This window comes from Microvirga sp. HBU67558 (assembly GCF_018069605.1).
Classification (GTDB): domain Bacteria; phylum Pseudomonadota; class Alphaproteobacteria; order Rhizobiales; family Beijerinckiaceae; genus Microvirga; species Microvirga terrae.
In genome coordinates this window covers 1-21,139 of sequence record NZ_JAGPUP010000490.1, presented here as the reverse complement: position 1 = coordinate 21,139, position 21,139 = coordinate 1, and the positions used below count along the sequence as shown (strand labels likewise).

Annotated in this window: 13 protein-coding genes; 5 read left to right on the top strand and 8 right to left on the bottom strand. The window is 54.8% G+C overall.

Features of this window, described 5'->3' with window-relative positions:
* Positions 1-276 precede the first annotated feature (276 nt).
* Complete coding sequence (locus KBI52_RS10020) at positions 277-1,308, top strand: glycosyltransferase family 2 protein (protein WP_210807102.1); 1,032 nt, start codon at positions 277-279, stop codon at positions 1,306-1,308.
* Positions 1,309-1,521: 213 nt separating this feature from the next.
* Here KBI52_RS10020 and KBI52_RS10015 read toward each other — a convergent pair whose 3' ends face one another.
* The 4 genes from KBI52_RS10015 to KBI52_RS10000 all read right to left on the bottom strand — a co-directional run bounded on the left by KBI52_RS10015 (position 1,522) and on the right by KBI52_RS10000 (position 5,770).
* Positions 1,522-2,667 carry a glycosyltransferase family 4 protein gene (locus KBI52_RS10015; RefSeq protein WP_256439478.1) on the bottom strand — a complete coding sequence of 382 codons (1,146 nt, stop codon included), beginning with the start codon at positions 2,665-2,667 and terminating at the stop codon, positions 1,522-1,524.
* A 252-nt stretch (positions 2,668-2,919) separates the two neighbouring features.
* Positions 2,920-4,128 (bottom strand): HAD-IIIA family hydrolase, encoded by a 1,209-nt coding sequence (locus KBI52_RS34070; RefSeq protein ID WP_210807098.1) that lies wholly within the window; start codon positions 4,126-4,128, stop codon positions 2,920-2,922.
* Between the two features lie 20 nt (positions 4,129-4,148).
* Positions 4,149-4,754 (bottom strand): D-sedoheptulose 7-phosphate isomerase, encoded by a 606-nt coding sequence (locus KBI52_RS10005; protein WP_315974915.1) that lies wholly within the window; start codon positions 4,752-4,754, stop codon positions 4,149-4,151.
* The gene (locus KBI52_RS10000) at positions 4,736-5,770 is read right to left on the bottom strand and encodes a GHMP kinase (protein WP_210807096.1); all 1,035 of its coding nucleotides are present in this window, start codon (positions 5,768-5,770) and stop codon (positions 4,736-4,738) included. Before KBI52_RS10000 ends, KBI52_RS10005 begins: the two co-directional genes overlap by 19 nt.
* 582 nt (positions 5,771-6,352) lie before the next feature.
* Between KBI52_RS10000 and KBI52_RS09995 the strand changes: the two genes are divergently transcribed.
* Complete coding sequence (locus KBI52_RS09995; protein ID WP_210807095.1) at positions 6,353-7,768, top strand: hypothetical protein; 1,416 nt, start codon at positions 6,353-6,355, stop codon at positions 7,766-7,768.
* Positions 7,769-8,031: 263 nt separating this feature from the next.
* Here KBI52_RS09995 and KBI52_RS09990 read toward each other — a convergent pair whose 3' ends face one another.
* The gene (locus KBI52_RS09990) at positions 8,032-9,132 is read right to left on the bottom strand and encodes an acyltransferase (RefSeq protein WP_210807094.1); all 1,101 of its coding nucleotides are present in this window, start codon (positions 9,130-9,132) and stop codon (positions 8,032-8,034) included.
* A 360-nt stretch (positions 9,133-9,492) separates the two neighbouring features.
* The gene (locus tag KBI52_RS09985) at positions 9,493-10,671 is read right to left on the bottom strand and encodes an acyltransferase (protein ID WP_210807093.1); all 1,179 of its coding nucleotides are present in this window, start codon (positions 10,669-10,671) and stop codon (positions 9,493-9,495) included.
* Between the two features lie 437 nt (positions 10,672-11,108).
* Here KBI52_RS09985 and KBI52_RS09980 point away from each other — a divergent pair, with 437 nt between their 5' ends.
* The 3 genes from KBI52_RS09980 (at position 11,109) to KBI52_RS09970 (ending at position 15,579) form a co-directional block, all read left to right on the top strand.
* Complete coding sequence (locus tag KBI52_RS09980) at positions 11,109-12,548, top strand: hypothetical protein (protein ID WP_210807092.1); 1,440 nt, start codon at positions 11,109-11,111, stop codon at positions 12,546-12,548.
* 117 nt (positions 12,549-12,665) lie between these two features.
* The gene (locus KBI52_RS09975; protein ID WP_210807090.1) at positions 12,666-13,847 is read left to right on the top strand and encodes a glycosyltransferase family 4 protein; all 1,182 of its coding nucleotides are present in this window, start codon (positions 12,666-12,668) and stop codon (positions 13,845-13,847) included.
* Between the two features lie 256 nt (positions 13,848-14,103).
* A complete protein-coding gene (locus tag KBI52_RS09970; protein WP_210807088.1) occupies positions 14,104-15,579 on the top strand; it encodes a flippase in 1,476 nt (491 codons plus the stop codon).
* Positions 15,580-16,140: 561 nt separating this feature from the next.
* Here KBI52_RS09970 and KBI52_RS09965 read toward each other — a convergent pair.
* Positions 16,141-18,402: a cellulase family glycosylhydrolase gene (locus KBI52_RS09965; RefSeq protein ID WP_210807086.1), complete on the bottom strand. Its 2,262-nt coding sequence runs from the start codon at positions 18,400-18,402 to the stop codon at positions 16,141-16,143.
* Between the two features lie 625 nt (positions 18,403-19,027).
* Positions 19,028-20,407, bottom strand: coding sequence for an exopolysaccharide biosynthesis polyprenyl glycosylphosphotransferase (locus KBI52_RS09960; protein WP_210807084.1), 1,380 nt, complete (start codon positions 20,405-20,407; stop codon positions 19,028-19,030).
* Positions 20,408-21,139: the final 732 nt, after the last annotated feature.

Genomic DNA, 21,139 nt, shown 5'->3' with positions numbered 1-21,139 from the left:
CTCTCAGCTGCAGACCTCATGTCTCATTGAGCCAAGGCAGGAACGATCACGGATTTCGCGCAACTGTTACGGTCGATCTTCGGGCCGAACGACCGGATGGAACCAGCAGGACGGCCCCTTCTTCAGTTTCCTGTTAACCCGCCGCCCTACAGACACTGAGTTTCACCTTTCTTGAGATCCGGATATAGCTGTCCACGCTGGCTCGATAATCAGTCGTAGACTACAACAGCATGTCAGTCGCCCAAGCAAATATGTGGTTCGGAGCTCTGTGCTAGAATGAAGTCAAATACCCCAACCGCAATTATTATTCTAAACTATAAGGGGTGGCGTGACACGATAGCCTGCTTAGAAACTCTCTTGAAGCTGCAGCATGACGGGTTTGGAATTTTTGTTGTCGACAATTGCTCGCCGGATGATTCCGTGGTCAGGATTCAGGACTGGGCCAAGAACGGATTAGCGAATGGAAACTCTCACCGCGAAAAAACGGGCCTTCACCCGTTAGAGTTTCGGATGGCCGACAGTGATCCGGATGGCACAGATGCGCCGATCTTCCATTCCACCTCAAGCATGCCATCAATCACATTAATCAAGGCGGAACGGAATCGTGGGTTTGCGGCAGGAAATAACATTGCGCTTCGAAAGGCACTCCAAGCTGGATACCAGAGCTTTTGGTTGCTGAATAACGATACCGAGGTCCTTCCAGATACGCTGGATTGGATGCTGAGCCGAATTCAAGAAGATGCAAGGATTGGGATGTGTGGATCGACGCTAGTGTACGCGGACCATCCTGAAATCGTACAGAATCTAGGTGGAGGGGGCTTCCTGAGGCTCAAGGGAAGAGGCTACGGCCTCGGCCAAGGCATCCCGGCCTCGCAGCGAGTCGATCGGAGCGCGGTCGAGAGAGAGTTGCGCTTCGTAAGCGGCGCGTCCATGCTCGTAACCCGAGAGTTCCTCGAGAGTGTAGGCTTGATGGAGGAGAGCTACTTTCTGTATTGGGAAGAGATGGATTGGGCTGCGCGGAGCAGCGGGCGTTTTCGATTGGGATATGCGCCTCAATCCATTGTTTTTCACAAAGTAGGCGCCTCGATAGGAACGAGCGACTTCGGCGAGTCATCGCCGCTGTCTGACTATTATATGACACGCAACCGCATCCGATTCTGTATTCGGTTCTCGAAGGTCTCCCTACCATTCGTTGTCTTAGATGTAGGTCGAGCGATAGGCCGCCAGCTTCTGCGTGGCCGCTGGTCGCGTGCGAAACTGCTAGCCGGCGCAGCCATCGGATTTCCCTACACTCACAAAGGGGTCTGAAACCCGTGTCGCGAGACAGCATGCAGTCAAACGCAGGTCATCTTTACTTGGAATGAACCATTGCGCCCGCGAAGGCTCAGCGTTTGCCGCATCATCTCATGGTCACAGGCGAGGAACTCTGCTGCCGTCCGCAGCCAAGGTGGTCATGACGAGCCATCCCGCTCCCGGTCGTTCGGTTATCGCTACCCGTGATCATTGTTTCCTTCTACGAGATCACTCCTGCTTGATCAATTTCACATAGGCCGATCCAATGTCGTCCCAGGACAGTGTTTCAGCAACACGTTCAGCACCAAGCGCCGCGCGTCGGTGCCACTCATCGATAGGAATGGAATAGAAGGCTTCAATACCAGAAGCGATACTTTCGGCGGTCACCGGGTGCTCGATCACTTGGCCGCTCATTCCGATTTCGAACAGTTCCGATAGTCCTCCCGATCTCGTACCAATGACAGGGCGTCCGGCAAGTGCTGCCAGTACGGCGACGCCGCTTTGGGAGTGAAAATTGTCATAGGCAAGGACGAAGGCGTCAACTTCGGCGAGAAGGCTTGGAAGATCATCGTCAGAGATGAAAGATGCCCTCACATCAAACCCTGACGGATCCTCCGAAATCACCTTCAGACATTCGTCCCAATAGCCAGGCTCTTCCCGAAGGGGCTCACCAGCAAGTATAAGCTTGACATCCATCCCCTTGCGGCGGGCCATAACAATGCCCTGAGCAACTTCAAGCACGCTCTTGTTTCGGCGTAGACTTCCGAACATCAGCAAGTGACGGAGCCCAGGCGCCGGCGGCACGCTATCAACGACGAACGGACCGTGAGGTATTACGACAATCTTGTCCGGTGCAGCATCGATCATACGAGTCAATGCATCGCGGACAGTTGGCGTTAGAACGATGATCTTTGTTGCAAGTCGGTATGACCATAGATGCGCGGATCGTTCGAGGGCCCGAAGCGCTCCGCTGAACTTCCATGCATGTGGTTCCGCATCGTGCACAAGGAAGAGGATCTGTCTTCTGGTCAGGCGAAGCAATACCAACAATGGCAACGTGAATAAGAGTGGCTCCGGTATCATGAACAGGAACGCGTTAGTCGCTTTCTGCTGCCTCAGAGCAGCAAAGCTACTGCTCATTATGCGGCGGAGCGATGCAATGGCACGCCTCCAACGAGGAGCATCCTCCGTAATCTCACGCGGTACAAGAATTCTTTGTAGATTTTCGTCCCTCGGCTCTCGCGCTTCAGGCTCGGCCTTGGGTGCAATAAAGACAACCCTTGCACCTGCGCGTGCGATCGCACCGGCAATCATCTGAGCCTGCCAAGCCGCGCCGCCACGCCACGTCTTCGTTATGATACATAGGTCAGCCAACTTATTCCCCTTTGGCGTGATGATTTGAGGCGAAGCTTTGAGAGACAGCGTGTCGAAAGTCGGAGCTTTGGCTTGTTACGAGGCATCCTGCTGCCCAGTTGACCAGGTGGATCTCAACCGAGCTTGACCTCTACAGTGCTGCGGAAAGGATCAGTATCGTTGATACTTCAGCGTCGATCGCCACGCTACAACGCCGCTCGGCAGTCGCTGGAACAGGGCGAGTGCTACATGGCGAGACCCAAACGTTTCAAACTAAGATCGCAAAACTCTGTTCGTGAGATCATTCAGGTTCCCACCACTATACAGCTGCCCATGAACGCCCGCAGCATGCGCAGCATCCATGTCACTTTGCTTGTCGCCTATGACAACGCTGCGCGAGAGGTCGATTGGCCAAGCCTTTGATAGCTCAAGGATCATTCCAGGTTTCGGCTTCCGGCAGGGTGAATCGACTCTATATTTTTCTACGCGACCTTCCGGGTGGAAGGGCGAAAAGCGGAACTCGTCTATGTGTGCATCGCTGTTGGCAAGTTCGACGTCCATCGTCTCATGGAACAGATCAACCGCGCGCTCCGAATAGTAGCCTCGTGCCACGCCTGCCTGATTGGTGATGACGAATGCATACCATCCTGCGTCGTTGACGCTTTTCACCGCCTCGATTGCAGCATCATTCCATACAAGATCTGCTGGTTTATGGGTGTAACCTCGATCATAGTTCAAGACGCCGTCGCGGTCGAAAAACACGGCTGGGCGTGTTCGAGCCTTCGAGATCAGCTCGGGCGCAGCAGCAAGATCTTCTGGAACACCGATGTCGATAAAGAATCCGCGGTATGAGTTTGCAGAGATGCGTCCGGAACTCGCGAGAACAGGAAAAACATCGTTCTCGAGTGAACAGGGAACTCTATCGACCATATCGATGATGTCGCGCCGCATTACATAGATACCGGCGTTTATGAGCCCCCTGCCCGCTCCATTGGCTGGAACTCCAAATTCCGAAACCCAGCCTTCGCTGACTTGGACAGGACTGAACCGACCAGTTTCATGCACCTCGCGTAGAGCAATGTGGACCAGCGCCTTCTCATGAAGATGTCGAGCAGAAGCAAAGGCTCTGAGATCGATATCGAACCAAGAGTCACCGTTCATCAACACGAAACAGTCTTGAGCGTGCTCCTTGAGGGAGACCAGGGCACCACCTGTCCCAAGAGCCTGAGGCTCAACAAGAACCTTGATCGTTACATCTCGTCCTGCCAAGCGCCTGACGCCCGAAAACTGTTCCGCTATGACTTCACCGCGATATCCCGCAAGCAGAACGATTTCCGTGAATCCGAAGCGTGCAGCTTCCAGCAGCAAATACTCCAGAAATGGCCGCCCCTGGATGGGCATTAGCGGCTTTGGCGTCGAACGGGTGAGTTCTCCCAGCCGGGTACCCATCCCACCGACAAGGATGACGCACTGACGAATCACTTCCCAATCCTTAGTTGATTTTATCTTGAAGCATCGCTTCGTGGATGTATGGCTTGTTCGACGAGGGCGCACAGAATGTGTCCCACGAGGAGATGCCCCTGCTGAATAAGCGGCGTTCTGTCGGAAGGGATGCGAATTTCAAGATCGCAGAGATCAGGCATATCGCCGCCATTTCCTCCCGTGAGTCCAATGGTATGGACCCCAAGTTGCCTTGCCGCATGCAGGGCGGCAAGGATGTTCTTGGATCGCCCAGATGTAGAAATGCCGACAAACACATCGCCCGCGTGGCCAAGAGCCTCCAATTGCCGCGCGAATGCACGGTCGAATCCGTAATCATTGCCAATTGCAGTCAGGATCGACGTATCCGTTGTAAGGGCGATACCGGCCATTCCGGGACGATCATAGTTGAAACGGGACACAAGCTCCGCCGCGAAATGCTGAGCATCGGCAGCACTTCCTCCGTTGCCGGCGAAAAGGACCTTCTTTTGGCTGCGGATCGCAGTCACAACAACTTCGGCTGCAACTGCCACTTTTTCGATGAGCTCGCCGTCATCTAGAATCCGGCTGTAGACATCCTTAGAACGCTCAATGTAATGGACAATATCATTTACATAGCTGAGTGCCACGACTCCGCTCCTTTCTCCGTAAAATGACACGTGAGCACGGGAAGATCGAGCTCTTTGAGCCGACGAACGAGTGTCTGTCGTCGTTCGGGGCGTGTGAGAAGCATCATGTATCCACCGCCTCCAGCTCCAGAGATTTTCCCTGCGGTTGCACCGGCGGCTCGCGCCTGATCATAGATCTCGTCGATACGGCTGTTGGTGATGCTCGCGGCAGTAAGCTTCTTTGCGTTCCATGACCGCTCCAGGACCTCGGCCATCCCTTGTATATTCCCACTCAGGAGACAGACCTTCATGTCCTGAGCGTCACGTTTGATCTGGTGCATCGCTTCAACAGATTTGCTCGAGGCCTGCTGCATTCCCGCGATCTGGTTTTCAATAATCTCGGAGGATACCCGCGAACGCCCCGTATGGCAGACCACCAGCGAGGTCTCCAACTCCAAACGGTACTCCTCGTGGATGCGGAGCGGATTTACAACGACCCGATCATTCGGAAGAAACTCGATGAAGTTACACCCCCCGAAAGCTGCCGCGTACTGATCCTGCCTCCCCCCTGCCATTGCAAGGTCCACGCGCTCTATTTCATAGGCTAAGCGAGCGATGTCATAATCGCCCAGAGGCAGCCTGAGGAACTCGCTGAACGCTTTCACCAGGGCAACTATGAGAGCCGAGGAGGATCCCAGACCGGAACCCGGCGGAGCATCAACGGCGGTGTAGACGCTTATCGAGAGAGGGCGTCCGGCGTTGAAGTCGCGAACAATGCGGTTGTACACGGCGCGATGCAGCGAGAGACCTTCGTGCGGCGGCAGAAAAGGCTGCGGCGCAACCTCATCCTTCTTCTCGATGTCATCTGCGGAAAATACGACGAGCCAATCCGCCCTTTCTTCTATGACCGCGTACGCGTAGACGCCGATCGTATAGTTAAGGACACACCCCCCGAAGTCATCACAATACGGGGATAGATCCGTCCCCCCTCCTGCAATTCCCAGTCGAAGTGGCGCTCTCGCTCGAACCTTTTTCATAGTCAATCTCGGTGGTGCGCATATGGCAGCGTATCGGCATAGTGACAACTTGCGTTAACCCGTCGAACGTCTACCGGCAAGGCGTTTCAGTCACCCGAGCGCACAAATGGAAAGTATGTTGCATCCTTTCCTCTCGGTCTGATGCCAGAATTGGTGGCCGCTCTGACCGAATATAGTTTCAGAGGGACTTTGGCAGCCGTACAGAACATCCAGCGCGCTCAGACCGCTTCCGACCGTGGGGCCTCATTGATCGACCGCAGGCGGGCGATTTGGTGCTGAGCTGCACCGAACTAAGTCACACCTGTCGCGGCAAACCGCCGTGAGGACGGGATCCTCGCAACATTTCGCAGCGATTGATCGTCCGATTTGGGGCGCATTTGGAGAGGGAGCGTCAATATCTACACGTTCTCAAGCTTGCTGCGTCTTCTTCACTACAAGAAAGAACTCCATACGGTTTGAGCGATTCTGCGCGAAGCGGGGCATTCCTGTTCAATGATGCGGCACCAACCACCCTCGGTCATCCGGCAGCGCAACACGCTAGGCCGCATTCCTCCGCAACGTTGAGAATCCAGCGGGCCCACCATGTTCGCCAAGCCTCCATTTCTGCAACTTTCAAGCCATCGCTACCTTACGCGTTTTGTGGTTTCGCCACCGATGGGGATCCTGTATAAGCGAAAGTATAAACAAACAACAGCACCTGCTCGCAGCCTCTGCTATCATGAGCAGATACTAATCGAGCAATATAGCCCAAGCGTCATGACAGATACTCAGAGAACAGAAGCACAGAATTTTGCTGGCTATAATCCAATATACCCCCTGTGGATACACAAGTCAGCAGTGTGGGTTCTGCTTGTAGCCGACGTAATTTTCACTTCGCGACTCAATCGGATTATTGACAACCCTAATAGCCAACCAGCGCTTCTGGGGATTTTTTTACTGTCCTTCCTGATCTATACAGGAGTGATCCTGATCAACGGCCGAGCATTGATCGCTCTTGGAGCTTTTGCTGCAGCTGTATTGATCGTTTTTCAAGTCATGCTGTTTTCGAATGTAACGGGTATGCCAAGCCCCATTACGACGGCACTGCAATTTTTTCCCGTTCTAAGTTTTACAGTATTCTTTTCCTTGGCAAACAGCGAATTACGACAATATACCTGCAGAACATATTACTATATATCGCAGTTGTATGTCTTCATTTATCTACTAGCTAGTATATGCTACATATTCAATATTCTACCGACTAACATATTGCGATCGCTCGTCTTAACAGATGTTGAAAGAGGAGAACGCCTATTCTTCTATCCCGCAGCAATGGCTTTGTGCTGGTTCTTCAGCCTCAGTTCAGTTCGCAGAAACATATCAGCGACCTCCATCACTCTATTAGCGATCAACGGCATAGCTAATGTCTTGACACTCTCGCGCGTGTATCTGCTCTGCCTTCTGGCAATAAGCCTCGTATATATAGCCACATCCGAGCGCCGCATCATTCGGTTCCTCAGCCTGTCTGCTCTGTTCTTGACGTCCGCAGTGCTGGTCTATGGCATCATCGATACGCGATGGAATCCATTCGAGCTGTTCTCAGGCGACTCGTCCGGAGGAGCGCGAGCACTGGAGTATCGAACAGCTCAACACTTCTTACGGCTCTACCCCATCGCAGGCATTGGGATAGAACCTTCATCGTATGAGGTAGGCTTTCTGACAGGCAACTACTACTTCGCAGCGGGCGATTTGGGCGCGGTTGGCGTGTGGTGGAACTTCGGATTATGCGGCCTTCTACTCTTCCTCGTCGCATCGATCATTAGCTGCCAACCGATCCGAAATCTGGATACAAAATTTCAATGGCCCTTTTTTCTGACCGGCTGCCTAATCGCCGCCTATGGGAGTATCGCGCCCGTTATTTTTGCGGCGGGTGGATCCACGTTTTTCGCGCTCATCTTCGGAATGTGGCTCAGCGGCAAGGAGTTGGAGCGTCAACGTTCGAGGCCGCCTCACAATTAAACCGCGGGAGAGGAACAGGGCTTCGAAAGGTTCCCATCCGGGTCTGAGCTGTGGTTCCCTTCCGATTATAGCCACAGGAACTCTGGAGCTGCTTCAATGCCGCCGAGTACGTGTCCGATGCTCTATGGGCCTGTGAGTGCTTGATCCAGTCGAGGGTAGCGACGACACAAAGTACTCCAAGGAAGGATCGGGCGGCTTTCAAGATCCCGAGTTGCGAACCATGCACGCTGACCCGCGAGCCATTGAGCGGCTCTTCGTGAAATCTATGGTTTCGTTTGGACCGTGTGAGAATGTCTCCGCAGGAGGCGCTTCTCTATGAGCGTCCAGGAGAGTAGGCCGGCCGCATAGGACGCAGCCAGCACTAGGTAGAGGTAAGCGCTCCGACCAACGAGGCCGAACTCAACGCAAAGGTTCACGAAGAGCCCATGATAGAGATACGTCCCGTACGAGATGTCGTTTCCCTCCAGCCAGTTGCGCCTCACGAACGTGTAGGCGGCAGAGATGGTGAAGAGCGCAAGGAATATCTGGCCGAGGACAATCCACACCGCAGTGGGGGGAACGAGAAAATGACAAAGGATTACAGCCACCAGCCACACTGCCGCTCTTCCCTTCAAGAAGGAGCTGGTATGCAACGCCAAGTAATAACATATGGCGCCGATCAGGAACAGGTAATAGTGTGAGATGAAGCTATATTTAAGCAGCTTATGGAAAGCCGGAGCCGCATCTGTGCTTTCCAAACCCATCACGCTGGGAGCAATGATGCGGATCAACACGGCGAGGGCTATCGAAATAAACAGCAATGCGAGTAGAAAAGTCACCTTGTGATGACAGCGCCTTAGCAGCAGAGCCAGAACCGGTACTGTTGCATAGAACTGAAGCTCGACAGGAATCGTCCAAAGGCTTCCGTTATATGAGCCGAACCCAAACTCACGCAGGAAATTGGGAGTGTATATCAGCGCTGCAAGCTGAGTGAGGAACCATTGTCCTCCCTGAAGGCTGATCAATGGATAGCCCAGGAACCAGACAACTGCCGCCGTTGCGGCGATGCAGCCCCAGAGGCCAGGGAAAATCCGGCGCGCCCTGCTCAAGGCATAGGACTGTACTGACGAACTCCGCTCATACGATGCCGTGATCAAGAAGCCGCTGGTGACAAAGAACATCGGGACTCCCGAAAAGGGAGCCAAAAGCGAACCCCATTCGGGTGTCGCGATCTGCAGATGGTGAACAGCGTGGAAAAGCAGCACCTGAGTCGCAGCGAAAATACGGATATAATCGAAGTTGTTGCGAAACAGCTCGCTCTTGCTCGCTCCCATATACGGGAGCGAGCCACCTAAGGCATGCCCTCTCAGTGATAATGGCTTCACGAAAGGCTCTCCCCCAATTGGCCAATGTTGCCAAGCTCACGTGTCTGTAGTTGATTTTTTCGTAGTCTTTCAAGGTAAACCTGCCCATAGGCGCTTCGAATTTGTATAGGGACTCACAATACGCATCTGCGCGATCGCGATCAGGATCACCGGAATACGTGCTGCGGCATGGTACCTGGCAAAGCCGCCCCGCATGGCCGTCCAGGTCAGCACCCATGAAGCGCCTGATCCATGTTCATGAAGCGAATATGAAATGCCTCGGATGATCACGATCTAAATATCGCATTGTCTCAGGTCCGAGAGTGTTGCGGCAGAATGTCCTTTCTCCAAATGCAGATCCCGACTTAGCGCAGCCTACGCTTACTCGGTCGATTCGTTTGGTCTCCCGTCGACGCGAGCTAAAGCAGAACGCTGAACGAAATTCCGCATCATGTGCCATGTCGACCGTCGGCTAAGACGCACTTCGACAACACGATGGAACAGGTAACCGGCCGCTGCGGCCCCGGTTACAAGCAGGAGGAATGCAGCAGACAGCGGCAGAGTCTGCCCACTGAAGCGCACAAGAAGCTGTGAGATGAGCGAAAGCGCCACGCCGTGTACCAAGTAAATGGCATAGGAGGCCGCTCCTGCTCCCCGGAACAATCCGTGTACCTTCATCCCATAGCTTCGCTCCCATTCGACGAGGCCGAGAATACCGAGCAGCGCGGATGTGCCAAATGCCAAACGCCCAAGTAGGGAAATTTTGAGGAAATCAGGCGCGCCCAAGGCAAGGACAATGAACGACGTGCAGCCAAGAACCGCGAAAAGGGCTGGAGCTGGGATTCTTGTCCGCCGCAGACAAAGCGCAGCGAGAGCCCCCATGAGGAATTCGAGGTTGAGTGCGTTCAAGAATATCGATGCCGGGAATGGCAGGCGGGAATACCAAAGCTCAGCCAGAACGATCCCTGCGATCCAAACCGGGACAAGCCAGAGCAATCGCCGGCCAGCAAGAATGAGCAACCCGAACAACGAATAGAAAAAGATCTCGTGTACCAGCGTCCATGCAATCCCTAGAACGGGTGGCTGCGGGTACGGCAGAAGCATGGCCGAGAACACGAGGTTGATCGGATCGTGCTGGCTCGGAGTCCCAGCGCCTGGATTGAGGGAGTAAAGAAGCGCCAGGGGAAACAGAACCGCCCAATATGCGGGATAGATCCGCAAAAACCGCCGCTTGGCATACTGCCCGAGCCGTCCAGGCTGGCCCACATCTCCCCAATGCACCCAGGTAATGATAAACCCGCTCAAAACGAAAAAGAAGTCGACGCCGGCACCGCCAAGCGGCAGAAGAATTCCGTCCCAGATCTCCTGCCCATAAAACCGCGGCTCGGACATGATCGCGGTGGCGTGGGCGAGCACAACCCAAATGGCCGCGACCCCTCGGCAGACCTCAATGCCTCCGAATTTACTGGTGTTGCCCCCCTTCTCCGCGACAGCCGCGCCTTGGTGATCGGCGACGACATTTGCACTGGCTTGTGGTGGCTGGCTCGAAGGCATGGTCATTCGCAACCCTTACTGCAAGATCAAATAATGGCGCAAGGGTCGAAGCATCGGTGTTCAGCCGAATACGGTTAGCTTAACCGTCAGGGAGATCCGCTTGGCCGAGGGCTTTATGTAGCCTACTCTTTCGATGCCGTAGTATTGAAGATCTCAGATCTCCATGCCCTCAAAGAACTCCGAGCCCTCCGACCATGCTCCTCGTTGCTGTTTGATGTCGCACCCAGGCCTGAATCCAATGAATTATTGATGCCCAGGTGCCTTGGCTTCTTGCGCACCTGCCATCCCTTGTCTAATGCAATCCTATGACGGTCCGGCGCCAGGGCGGCTCCGCAGATATGCTTTGATATAACGCGCCAGCTCGCTGCTCCTCTGCCTCCTTGAGGGTTTCGATGAGCAGATGCTGTCGGTCCGCAGTTTGTAATACGATGAGGGGCTGAGAGATGAGAAGTAGTCCGTCCCGGACCTTTAGGCGCCTGGCTTGGGGATTCGCGATCCTCACCGCGTTCATTCTTCCTCTAGGGTTGGCCGCCGCTCTTTCGTTTCTGCCGTCGAGGCGTTTTGAGGCAGCCACTTGGATCATGGTGGATGCTAGTCGAGGGACGCAAGCTTTCGCGAGTTCCGAGGCGCAACGTGCCGGAAACGAACTCATCACTTATGACCAGGTTCTGAAGACACAACTCAGCATCGCAGGATCCGAGGATGTCGTCCGCAAGGCCCTCGCCGCGATGCTCCCTGTTCGCCTGTATCCCGAACTCCTCTCCCCTTCGGAAACAGCACAGACCGAACCAGCGGGCGACACGGTTGACAGCCAAACCTACCGCCGCCAACCAGCTCTTGAGGATCGGGAGTATGCGGCTGCGGTTGCGAACCTCAAGCTGAGCGTCGAACCGAACACCTTCATCCTGAAGATCGCGTTCAGACATAAGGAGCCGATCCTTGCGGCGAAGTTCGCCAATGCGCTTGCAGCCGAGTTCCTGGCGAGGCGCTCGGCGCTGTATAGCAATCAGGGTGACGTAGACTTCTTCAAGGCACAGGAGGCGCGATTCAACCGTGACTTGCGAGAGGCGAATGTTGCGTTAGAAAAATTCAGCCGAGAAACCGGCGTTTTTGACGCGGCGGTTCAGCGCAATCTCCTGCTCGAAGCGCGGGCTCACGCGGCGAAGGAAATTGCCGATAATGCCATGCGCATCGCGAGAGCTGAAAGTGCACTCGATTCGTTGAAGCGGCAGATTTTCGCACTGCGAAGCCGGACGACGCTGCCTCCGGAGATCTTTGGCGAAACGAATGGTCCGACCGCGGATAAAGGCACGAGCCGCGACAATCCCTTGGCCAGCGACCCGCCACTACTGAATATCAAGATCTACCAGGATGCCGCCGCCAAGCTTGTGGAGGCGAACACCGAACTTGCCGGCTTCAAGGCTATCGAGGCAAGGCATGCCGAGGATCTGCGGCGGCTCGACGGTGAGTTGGCGAAGCTCGCGGAATCAGAAGCCAAGTTCAATTCGCTGCGCCGATCGGTTACTCAGGCCGAGGGATATATAGACAATCTGTCAAAGCGAGCCGGCGAAGCACAGATCAACAGCGCTTGGCGGTCGAATGAGGCATTCTCGAGCGCTCAGATTCTCCAGGCGGCAACTGTTCCACTTGCTCCTGCATTTCCGAACCCTCCAGTTTTTCTCGCTGGCGGTACATTGGTCAGCATCTTCCTGTCTCTGAGTGTTTTCTTCTTGAGCAGAAACATTGGAGCTCGTCGTATCCAAGGTCACGCCACCGGTCTTCAGGATCTCAGTAGACAGCAGCCCGAGCACTATTCCGAGTTGGACACTGGCCGCTACGACCAGAGTGCAAGAAGGGGCCACATCACAGGCGTTCCAACCTAGGGCCTGATCGTAGACTGCAGGGTACTGGAATGTGACGCCGCGTCTACCGGCGTCACCAAGAGAAACAACACGTAAAACACCTTAGAACTAATCATCATAGGGTGATTGGAGCAATCGATGCCGAGACAAGGGACACGACTGACAATCGTTCAGTACGCCGGAGACTTTCGAGAGGCATCTGAGCGCCTGTCGCGTGGAGGGCCTGAGACCTACCGCGGGCAAAGGTACACAGTAGAATATGTCGAGAAGCTTACTCAACGCCTCGATGCCGTTACAATCATCACCGGATTTACCGATGAGGCATATGATGTTGTGTTGCCCAGCGGGGCAAGGGCTATCGGAGCAGGATTCACCAACGGATTCGATGGTCAACGGATTGCTCAAATCGTCGACAGCACAGCACCTGATCTCCTAATTCTGCGTTCGCCGATACGACCGGTTCTTTGGTGGGCTGTTCGGAAACGCTGTCGCACACTCGTGCTCCTTGCCGATTCATTCAATGAAACATCACTGAAAGGTCGTGCAAGCCAGGCCATCCTGTCGATGTTCCTCAGGTCCCGCGTCTTCGACTGGGTAGCAAATCACGGCCATCGTGCTGCTGAACAGCTTGTAAAGGGAGGCGTCTCATCGAACAAAGTTCTCCCATGGGATTTTCCTGCATTTGACACGCCAAGGACGAGGGCGGCCAAGCTTCAGGCTTCAAAGCAGCCTCGCATTCTATATGTTGGAGCAATGTCTGCCGAAAAGGGTGTTGATGACCTCATCGTTGCAGCTAAGCTTCTTCACAAGGAGGTAGGATCTCTTCAGGTTGATCTGGTCGGCAAGCTGGATGCGGGGAGAATTTCAGAGTTGATCTCAAAAAATGGACTGACTGGGGTTGTTAACCAGGTAGGTCCGGTAATGAATTCTGAAGTCGTACCGCTTATGGCGCGGGCGGATGTTGTTGTTGTGCCCAGCCGTTATGATTTCCCAGAGGGTATGCCACTGACGATTTACGAGGCGTTCTGCTCCCGAACCCCTCTTGTCGCTTCCGATCACCCGATGTTCGTCGGAAATGTTATCAATGAGGAAAGCGGATTGTTATTCAAAGCTGGACAGGCTGATGACTTGGCTGCCCAAATAAGACGCTTACTCGACAATCCAAGCCTATATAATAAAGTATCGGAAGGTGGCCTTGCCTCTTGGGAACGGCTTCAGATTCCGTTGAAGTGGGCGGATTTGATTGATCATTGGCTTGAAGATTCCGCGGAAAGCCGTAGTAGGTTGGCAGCTTATAGTATGGCCTCAAACTACAGATAGCTGATCGGTGAGACGCCCAACTGGCCCCTTGGATAAAGAGCCTGGTTCATCAACAGTAGCACTGCCGAGGTCGAACATGCTTCAAATAAGTCTGCTGCTGATGAATGATACATCGAAGCCATCTATTCAGCTTATCCTGCAGCCTTGACCTCTGAAGAGCCGCGTAGTCTTCGAACTTGACATTACAAGCCGCAATCATTTTCGGCTATGCGCCCCAGCATTGATCGAAAAATTATCCCAAAGTGAGCAATATTCGATGATGCAGAAGGGGATCAGCAAACATTTTGTAATCAATTCGGCTGGGAACGTCTTCACTCTCGTCGTTTCGCTTATAATCGTACCTATCTATGTTCACCAAGTTGGTGATGCACGCTACGGTATCATTTCGATTGTCTGGCTGCTGTTGGGCTACTTCGGCTTCCTTGATCTCGGCCTTTCACGAGCATCGACAAACCTGCTGTCGCAACTCAGCCATTCGTCGGACGAAGAGCGCACTCGGGTCGTTGCAACCTCTTTGATCCTGAACCTGGTTCTTGGTTGCATAGGCAGCGTTATTCTCTACGTGTCAGGCGCTTTTTTGCTAGAGACGATCGTATCGGTTCCTGCGGAACTCAAGCCTGAGATATCGGGCTCTCTGCCCTGGGTGGCTATCCTGCTTCCATTGGCTCTCGTTTCTGGCGTTGCGGTCGGAACCCTTGAAGCCCGTGAAAGGTTCGCGGCGGCGAACGTTCTCCAGGTCATAAGCACGACGATAGGACAGGTTGCTCCCGTGGTCTGTGCGGTGCTGCTTGGTCCTGAACTGACAATCGTCATTCCGGCCGCCGTGCTGTCTCGAGCCTTCGGCGTGCTGCTGATTCTCGCATACGTCGCGCTCTTCAATGGACCTTGGACGTCGATCAGGTTCCATAAGGCTACCAGCCGCCAGTTGCTGGGCTACGGGGGCTGGGTCACCATCTCAAGCGTCGCAAGCCCCATCCTACAATCTCTGGATCAATTCGTGATCGGCTCCAATCTGGGCGTTGCTGCCATTACGTATTATGCGATCCCCATGAACCTGGTGATGAGGAGCCAGCTCTTTGCGGCGGCGTTGTCGCGAACCTTGTTCCCGCGAATGTCCCGGCTCAACCCGTCGGAATCGAAAGCTGTCTCTGAAGCCTCTCTTGTCACCCTGTCGTTCGGCTACGCGGCTCTGTGCGCTCCGGCAATCATCCTCGCAAAGCCCTTTATCTCTCTTTGGATCAGCCAACCTTTCGGCGACATAGCAGGTCCGATCGCTCAGGTTCTTCTCATCGGGGGCTGGATCAACGGTCTAGCGTTCATTCCCTTCAGCCTGCTTCAGGCCCAAGGCCGGCCGGATCTTACTGCGAAGTTTCATCTCCTTGAGATCATCCCGTTTATCGGTATTCTTTGGTTTCTTTCTTCGGCATTCGGACTCATGGGCGCAGCCGTGGCCTGGACGCTTCGTGTGGGAGTTGACGCAGCGCTTCTGGCGTTTGCAACTCGCATCAGTGTCCGTACGCTCGCGAGGATTGCCCCCGCCGCACTCTGTATGCTCGTGTGCTATGCCATTGTCGGGTTCGTTTCCATGACCTTCTGGCAGGCCTTTGCAGCAGCCGTCGTTGCAGGCTGCAGTGTCGTCGGGCTCGCCATGTATTTCGACTTGGGAGTCAGAAGTTTACTGTTGCGATTTAGAAAGGGCGTGCGCGACGATGCCGTCCGTGAACTTGGCTAGGGTAAATGGCCCGACAGGCGGTCGACGCCCTCTTTGGTGACCAAACAGGTTGAGAGCGAAAGCCCGTGGCAGCAGTCTGTCGCAGGGTTGTCGCATTCGGTGGCCCAGCCAGGCCAGTCGGGTGATCTTAGATCCCCCAAGGTATCACTCATCGGTTGCCCAAATCGTAACCCCGACCCTGCTGATGACCTCTCGATATCCGAGAGGTTCGACAGAGAAATGCCTTTGGCTTGCTATGCCGCCGAGGCAGGGCTCCAAGCTCTTGAGGCTACCTCCCGGACGAGACATCGCGAGTTCTGTCTTCCAGATCAGCAGCATCAGCGTTGTCGGCGAGGTGCGCCTCGGGCGCTATCCGATGATGCCAGGCCATTGACGTTCGATGCTCCGTGCCGGAGTGCCTGCTGACGGGCGAGCCTGCCAGTGAACGTCTGGGACTCTCCGGCGTGGATCGGCACGCTGCACGTAGTTATCCCAAGTCATAGTCTCCTGTCGCGCAGGCCGCATCAACGCGCATTAATTGAACTTGAGCGGATAACCGGTCGCGACAGTCACGATCAGCCCTTAGATGACGAAAAAGTCTTTGTACGACATGGCAGGATGCTTCGAAAACGTAGCAATCTCAACAGGCTTGTAGTGGGACTCTGAACCGTCTGCATCGTAGTAGAGCACGCCCTTTTTGGTGTCGTAGACGATGTAGTCGTTCTTATCCTTGGCTTTTGTACCGAGGGCAAAATTATCCTTCTTCAGCTGCGTCGGCTTGGCTTCGGTGCCTTTGCCCAATTTAGTGAACACCTTGTTGTCGAGCCAAATGGCGTCATCGGACGCCTTGAAATCGGTTACAATATCTCTGTTCTTGGCCGCGTTTGGCTTTGAATTGAAGACGAATACGTCTGCTCCACCTCCGCCAGTGAGACGATCGTTTCCAAGCTCGCCCCTCAGTTGGTCATTCCCTGCACCTCCGTTGAGGCGATCATTCCCGGATCGAGCCCACAGAGTGTCGTTCCCCATGGTTCCATTGAGGGTGTCGTTCCCTACTGTGCCCCAAACGTTAGTGTCGCCGGTGACTGCCTTCATAGGGATGGAGTCGACGAAATTTACGACGCTTTCGAGACCTCTCGGATCGGTCACGACAGGGTAGTTGTCTGTTGGCCCTTGGATAATCGTCTCGCCGCCAGAGCTGTCAGTGGCAGTGCCACCGGTGCTTGAGGGAGATCCGTTCGGAGCCTGTAAGAGACTATCGATGATTTTCTGCACATCCGGCAGCTGAACTTGGTAGATCTTGGACGGCTGGCTGCCAGCGTTGAAAGCAGTCCACGAGATCAGCGCCCATGAGGCACTGAACTCGGCCCGATTGGCAACCAGACCAGACTTCGTATTGTACGTGTCGATCGTATTCCGCCCGTCCTCATATTGGATCTGAACCGAGGCGACAGAACCTTGTGAGTCGAACGTCGTGCGCATTTCAAGGCGCCATTTCAAGGTGTAGTGCTCGGTTCGAATAAGTGCCCCATTCTGGTAACTGAGCAGAAGGTGTCCGGACGCATCATTCTTAACAACTTGGGTTAGCTCGCCTGCTGCAGAGTAGCTCGTTTCCAACGCAGAATCGTGAACGCCTCCCGGGAAGAACTTCTCAACCCTCGAGCCATCGTCGGACCATACGATCTCCTGGATGCGCTGATAGTCAGCATTGTATGTCTGCGTGCTCTCGACACGAGCTCCGAAAGTGTCATAGGTCGTTAGCACCCAAGTGCCGTTTGCTTTGCGAGAGATCTCGCGCTGCGGATGCGACTGGGCATCCCTAATGGTTCGGGAAATGAGATCCCCGTCCTGGTCGAGAATGTCGATGATGCGGGGAGCGAGGCTATTGTCGCTGATCGTCTCCACCTGAGTGTTGCCGTCAGCCAGCGTCGTACGGATCGTCTTCAGGCCGGTGTAGTTTTCGAGCACATCCATTTGTGCAACGTCTAGGATCCCGAGATCGGGCGTTGCCGCGAAGATGTAGCCCTCCGGCAGCCCTCCTGCAGCCCAGTATGCTGCCCCCTTCCAGACATCCTGGTTCCCATCGAGGAATTTCAGCATGTTGTCGAGCGCGGTGAGGGACATCGAGTTTGCTGCCACGCCGAACTCGCCCAGATAGAGCTTGGCTCCGGTGGTTCGAGCCCAATTCGTGATGGCCTGAAGGCGCTCAACACCAATAGTCTCCGAGACGACCCATGCGTTCTGGCCCGAGGTGTCGTCGAGGTATTGATGCACCTCGAACATCACTTTCGAGAGTGGGTCGATCACGGCTCCCGGCGAACCGATTACCTTGGCGTTGTCGGTTGTCGTCCAACGATCGGCCGTGTCCCAGTAACTGCCGGACACGAGGATCTCTTGCGTGGCTCCAGCATCGCGGATCTCATCAATGGCGGCATTCACGGCAACCAGCCAATCGGCTGCCCGTGGGAGCTGAGGCTCGTTCATGAGACCGAAGACAACGTTATCGTAGTCGCACAAGGCCTCCGCGAGCTTGCCCCACAGATTGGCGAATGCGGCAACCGTGACTGATCCAGTTCCGATGAGTTGTCCGTTGTAGGCACCGTAGTTGTGCACGTCGACGATGACCTTGAGCCCAATTTTCTGAGCATAGGTCACCGTCTTGAGTATCTCAGAAAGATATCCTTGATCGAGTTCACCGTTCAAACTCGGCTGGACCTTCTCCCAGTCGATCGGCAGCCTGACCTGCTGGAAGCCTTTGGCAGCGAAGTAGTCAAGGTGCTCGACTGTGGGCGCATAAAAGCGTCCGTCTTGTATTGCGCCGAGCAGATTAATTCCGAGTTCCATGTGCCCACTGACCGGTTGGGGTGCTTGGGCCTATTGATGGGCAGGGCTGGGAATTTGGTCTATTCAGCTTGACGGTCTAGAACCTGACCTCGGACCGAACGAATGGACTAGACATCGTATCGCGATCATAGAGCAGGGCATCGCTCTCGCTCAGCGGCCTACGACAAACAGCTTAGGCCAGCTTGTGCTCATACTCCGTCGATGACTTGAGTTCTGCCACTCATGGTTAACGTGTCGACGGACAAAAATGCCTTCGATTGACAACATGTGTCACCCGCGTTCAGGAGCCCATCTGCTCAGACTGCAGGTGGTACGAGACCGGATGCGCGGTGCAACGTGGCACCGCCACCACTTGGTGAAACCGATTTATCTATGAATTACCGGCAGGTCGAGAACATCGATCTCGTCCCCGACGAAGGGATCTGACCTGAATGCAACAGTCGCGTAATGCGGACATGCAAAATGATCCGATCCAAGCAGCTCGAGGGAGCCTCATGAATCGACCATGACGTGATGGAGGGTAGATTTCCGGCACGCAGAACGATCACCGCAGATCTGGAGCCAAGCCCCGCTGGGTTCAATGTCTGCACGTCCAGGCTTGGTCCGCGACGTTTACGGAGATGCTCTAGTAGGCATGTGGATCATGGAAGACCCGTAAGGCCGTCATCAGAATGATCTTCAAGTCAAAAAGCACCGACCAATTCTCGATGTAGTACAGATCGAGATCCACTCGCCTCTTGACCTGCTCCCGTGAGTTTAACTCGCCACGGGCGCCATTGACTTGCGCCCAACCGGTAATGCCTGGCTTCACGCGATGACGAGCCGCGTACTCTTCAACGATCGAGCCAAGAACCTGCCCCTCGGCCGAGGTCTGCAAAGCATGTGGGCGTGGACCAACCACGGACATTTGTCCGGTCAGCACATTCCAGAACTGCGGCAGTTCATCAAGGCTGCTGCGGCGGATGAGGCGGCCGATGCGAGTGACCCGGGGATCATCCTTGCTGGTCTGACGGGAAGCATGCAGATCGGTCCCTTCGACATACATCGATCGAAACTTCAACACGTCAATGAGGCTGCCGTTGAAACCTTCTCTCTTCTGCTTGAAGAGAATAGGGCCCCGACTGTCGAGTTTGATGGCAAGAGCAACCAGCAGCAGGAAGGGAGCCAGCAGGAAAAGAGCAGTACTCGCTATGACGACATCCTCGACCCGCTTCGCAAATCTATCCCATTCTGCAATCGGCGGCTCCGCTACCTGCAACAACGTTCTGCCGCCGAGATGACGCAATCTGAGCATTTGCTGCAGGCCGTTGCCTGAGTGGGGCAAGATTAGCACTTCGGCTGCGTGCTGTGAGAGCGCCTTTAGCTTGTTCATGGCCACATGAGCTTGCGACCATGGAAGGCTGAGAACCACGACCTCTGGATTCAACTGACGCAGGTAAGGCGCCAGATCCGGCATCACATCTAAGTTGTCGGCACTGATCGTACCAATCGCGCGGACGCGGTTCTTCGTTTCTAAACTCAACTGGTCCCCTGTCAGAGGGCTGTCTCCACAGGAAACGATCAATGCCCGCTGCAAGCAGGCTCCGCGTGCGAGCCTTGCTTCAACCAACGCGAGAACGACAGCGCGCAATACCACTGTCAGCGCAAGAGACAGCGAAATCCATGAGAAGAACCATACGCGCGAATAGTGATCGGACGTCTTCGTGGCTATCCCGAGAACCATGAGGACGAAGAACGTCAGGAGGATGGATATGACCGCCCGCGGAATAATCTGCGGCCACTCAAAGATGTGCGCTGCCCTATAAGCACTTAACGCATGGGCAGCCAGCAGAAACACGAGCACTCCCCCGGCAACGACGGCAACGAGATGCCCCAGCATCGCGAACTGAATGCCGTCGTAAAGCACTGCTGGTGCGATCCCGGCCAATGCTATAGCCACGATATCCATCAACATCAGCGTTGCGGCGAATCCGTGGGACGAAATACGCCCAGAGGTCGTTTTCACGCGGAGCTCTGAATCAAGCTGTCTACGAAATGCAGGGTCGAGAGCTTCGACCGCTTCTGGCAAATGCATTATGCTGCCCCCAGCCTTTCGTCACCCACAGACGAAGGCTTCAACGTCTTATAAGGCTTTCTTTACCTTTGGGGAGGGGCTAATTCAAATGGCTCAAAAGGGGTAGTGATCCAGGAGCAACAGCAATCCACTGGATTCGCGATGAGCGTCAAACGCCTGGTTCTGCAACGCAGGACCTAAGCTATTACTTACGGCTTCGTCAAAACGCCGACACTTGGAACCGTGACAACCGAATGATGGTCACTGGGCATGCTTCTCTGCCCCAAGCCCATCAGCAACAGTGCGATGAATGCTGCGCCGCTGCCCGCCAGGGGAGCGACAGCGAACGCGATGAGCCAGCCGTAGGACCAAAGTGCGGCCAGAGCAAGCGCCCCTCCAGCGTACGCTGCACAAACTATCACGAACATCGTGGCTCCTGCGACCAGACGTTAAAATCTTCTACAGGCTCATACAATCCGAGTTTCTGCTAAGTTTCTAGTCAGCCGAGCAGCCTAGACCATCTGGCCTAGTTGCAACTTTGCAACTGCCACACTGTTACGATGGAATCGATGTGGTGCGGCAGTGATTTCCCCCCGCATCTCGATGGGTTTGGTTGGGGGAGTGCATGCATGGCCTCTCCTGTCCTCTCGGTGGTTCTGGGGCAGGGCCGGCGCCACTCCGGCC

Coding starts and splice junctions, on each gene's coding strand:
- KBI52_RS10020 (WP_210807102.1), top strand. CDS start 277: ATGAAGTCAAATACCCCAACCGCAATTATTATTCTAAACTATAAGGGG.
- KBI52_RS10000 (WP_210807096.1), bottom strand. CDS start 5,770: ATGAAAAAGGTTCGAGCGAGAGCGCCACTTCGACTGGGAATTGCAGGA.
- KBI52_RS09995 (WP_210807095.1), top strand. CDS start 6,353: ATGTTCGCCAAGCCTCCATTTCTGCAACTTTCAAGCCATCGCTACCTT.
- KBI52_RS09985 (WP_210807093.1), bottom strand. CDS start 10,671: ATGACCATGCCTTCGAGCCAGCCACCACAAGCCAGTGCAAATGTCGTC.
- KBI52_RS09980 (WP_210807092.1), top strand. CDS start 11,109: ATGAGAAGTAGTCCGTCCCGGACCTTTAGGCGCCTGGCTTGGGGATTC.
- KBI52_RS09975 (WP_210807090.1), top strand. CDS start 12,666: ATGCCGAGACAAGGGACACGACTGACAATCGTTCAGTACGCCGGAGAC.
- KBI52_RS09970 (WP_210807088.1), top strand. CDS start 14,104: ATGATGCAGAAGGGGATCAGCAAACATTTTGTAATCAATTCGGCTGGG.
- KBI52_RS09965 (WP_210807086.1), bottom strand. CDS start 18,402: ATGGAACTCGGAATTAATCTGCTCGGCGCAATACAAGACGGACGCTTT.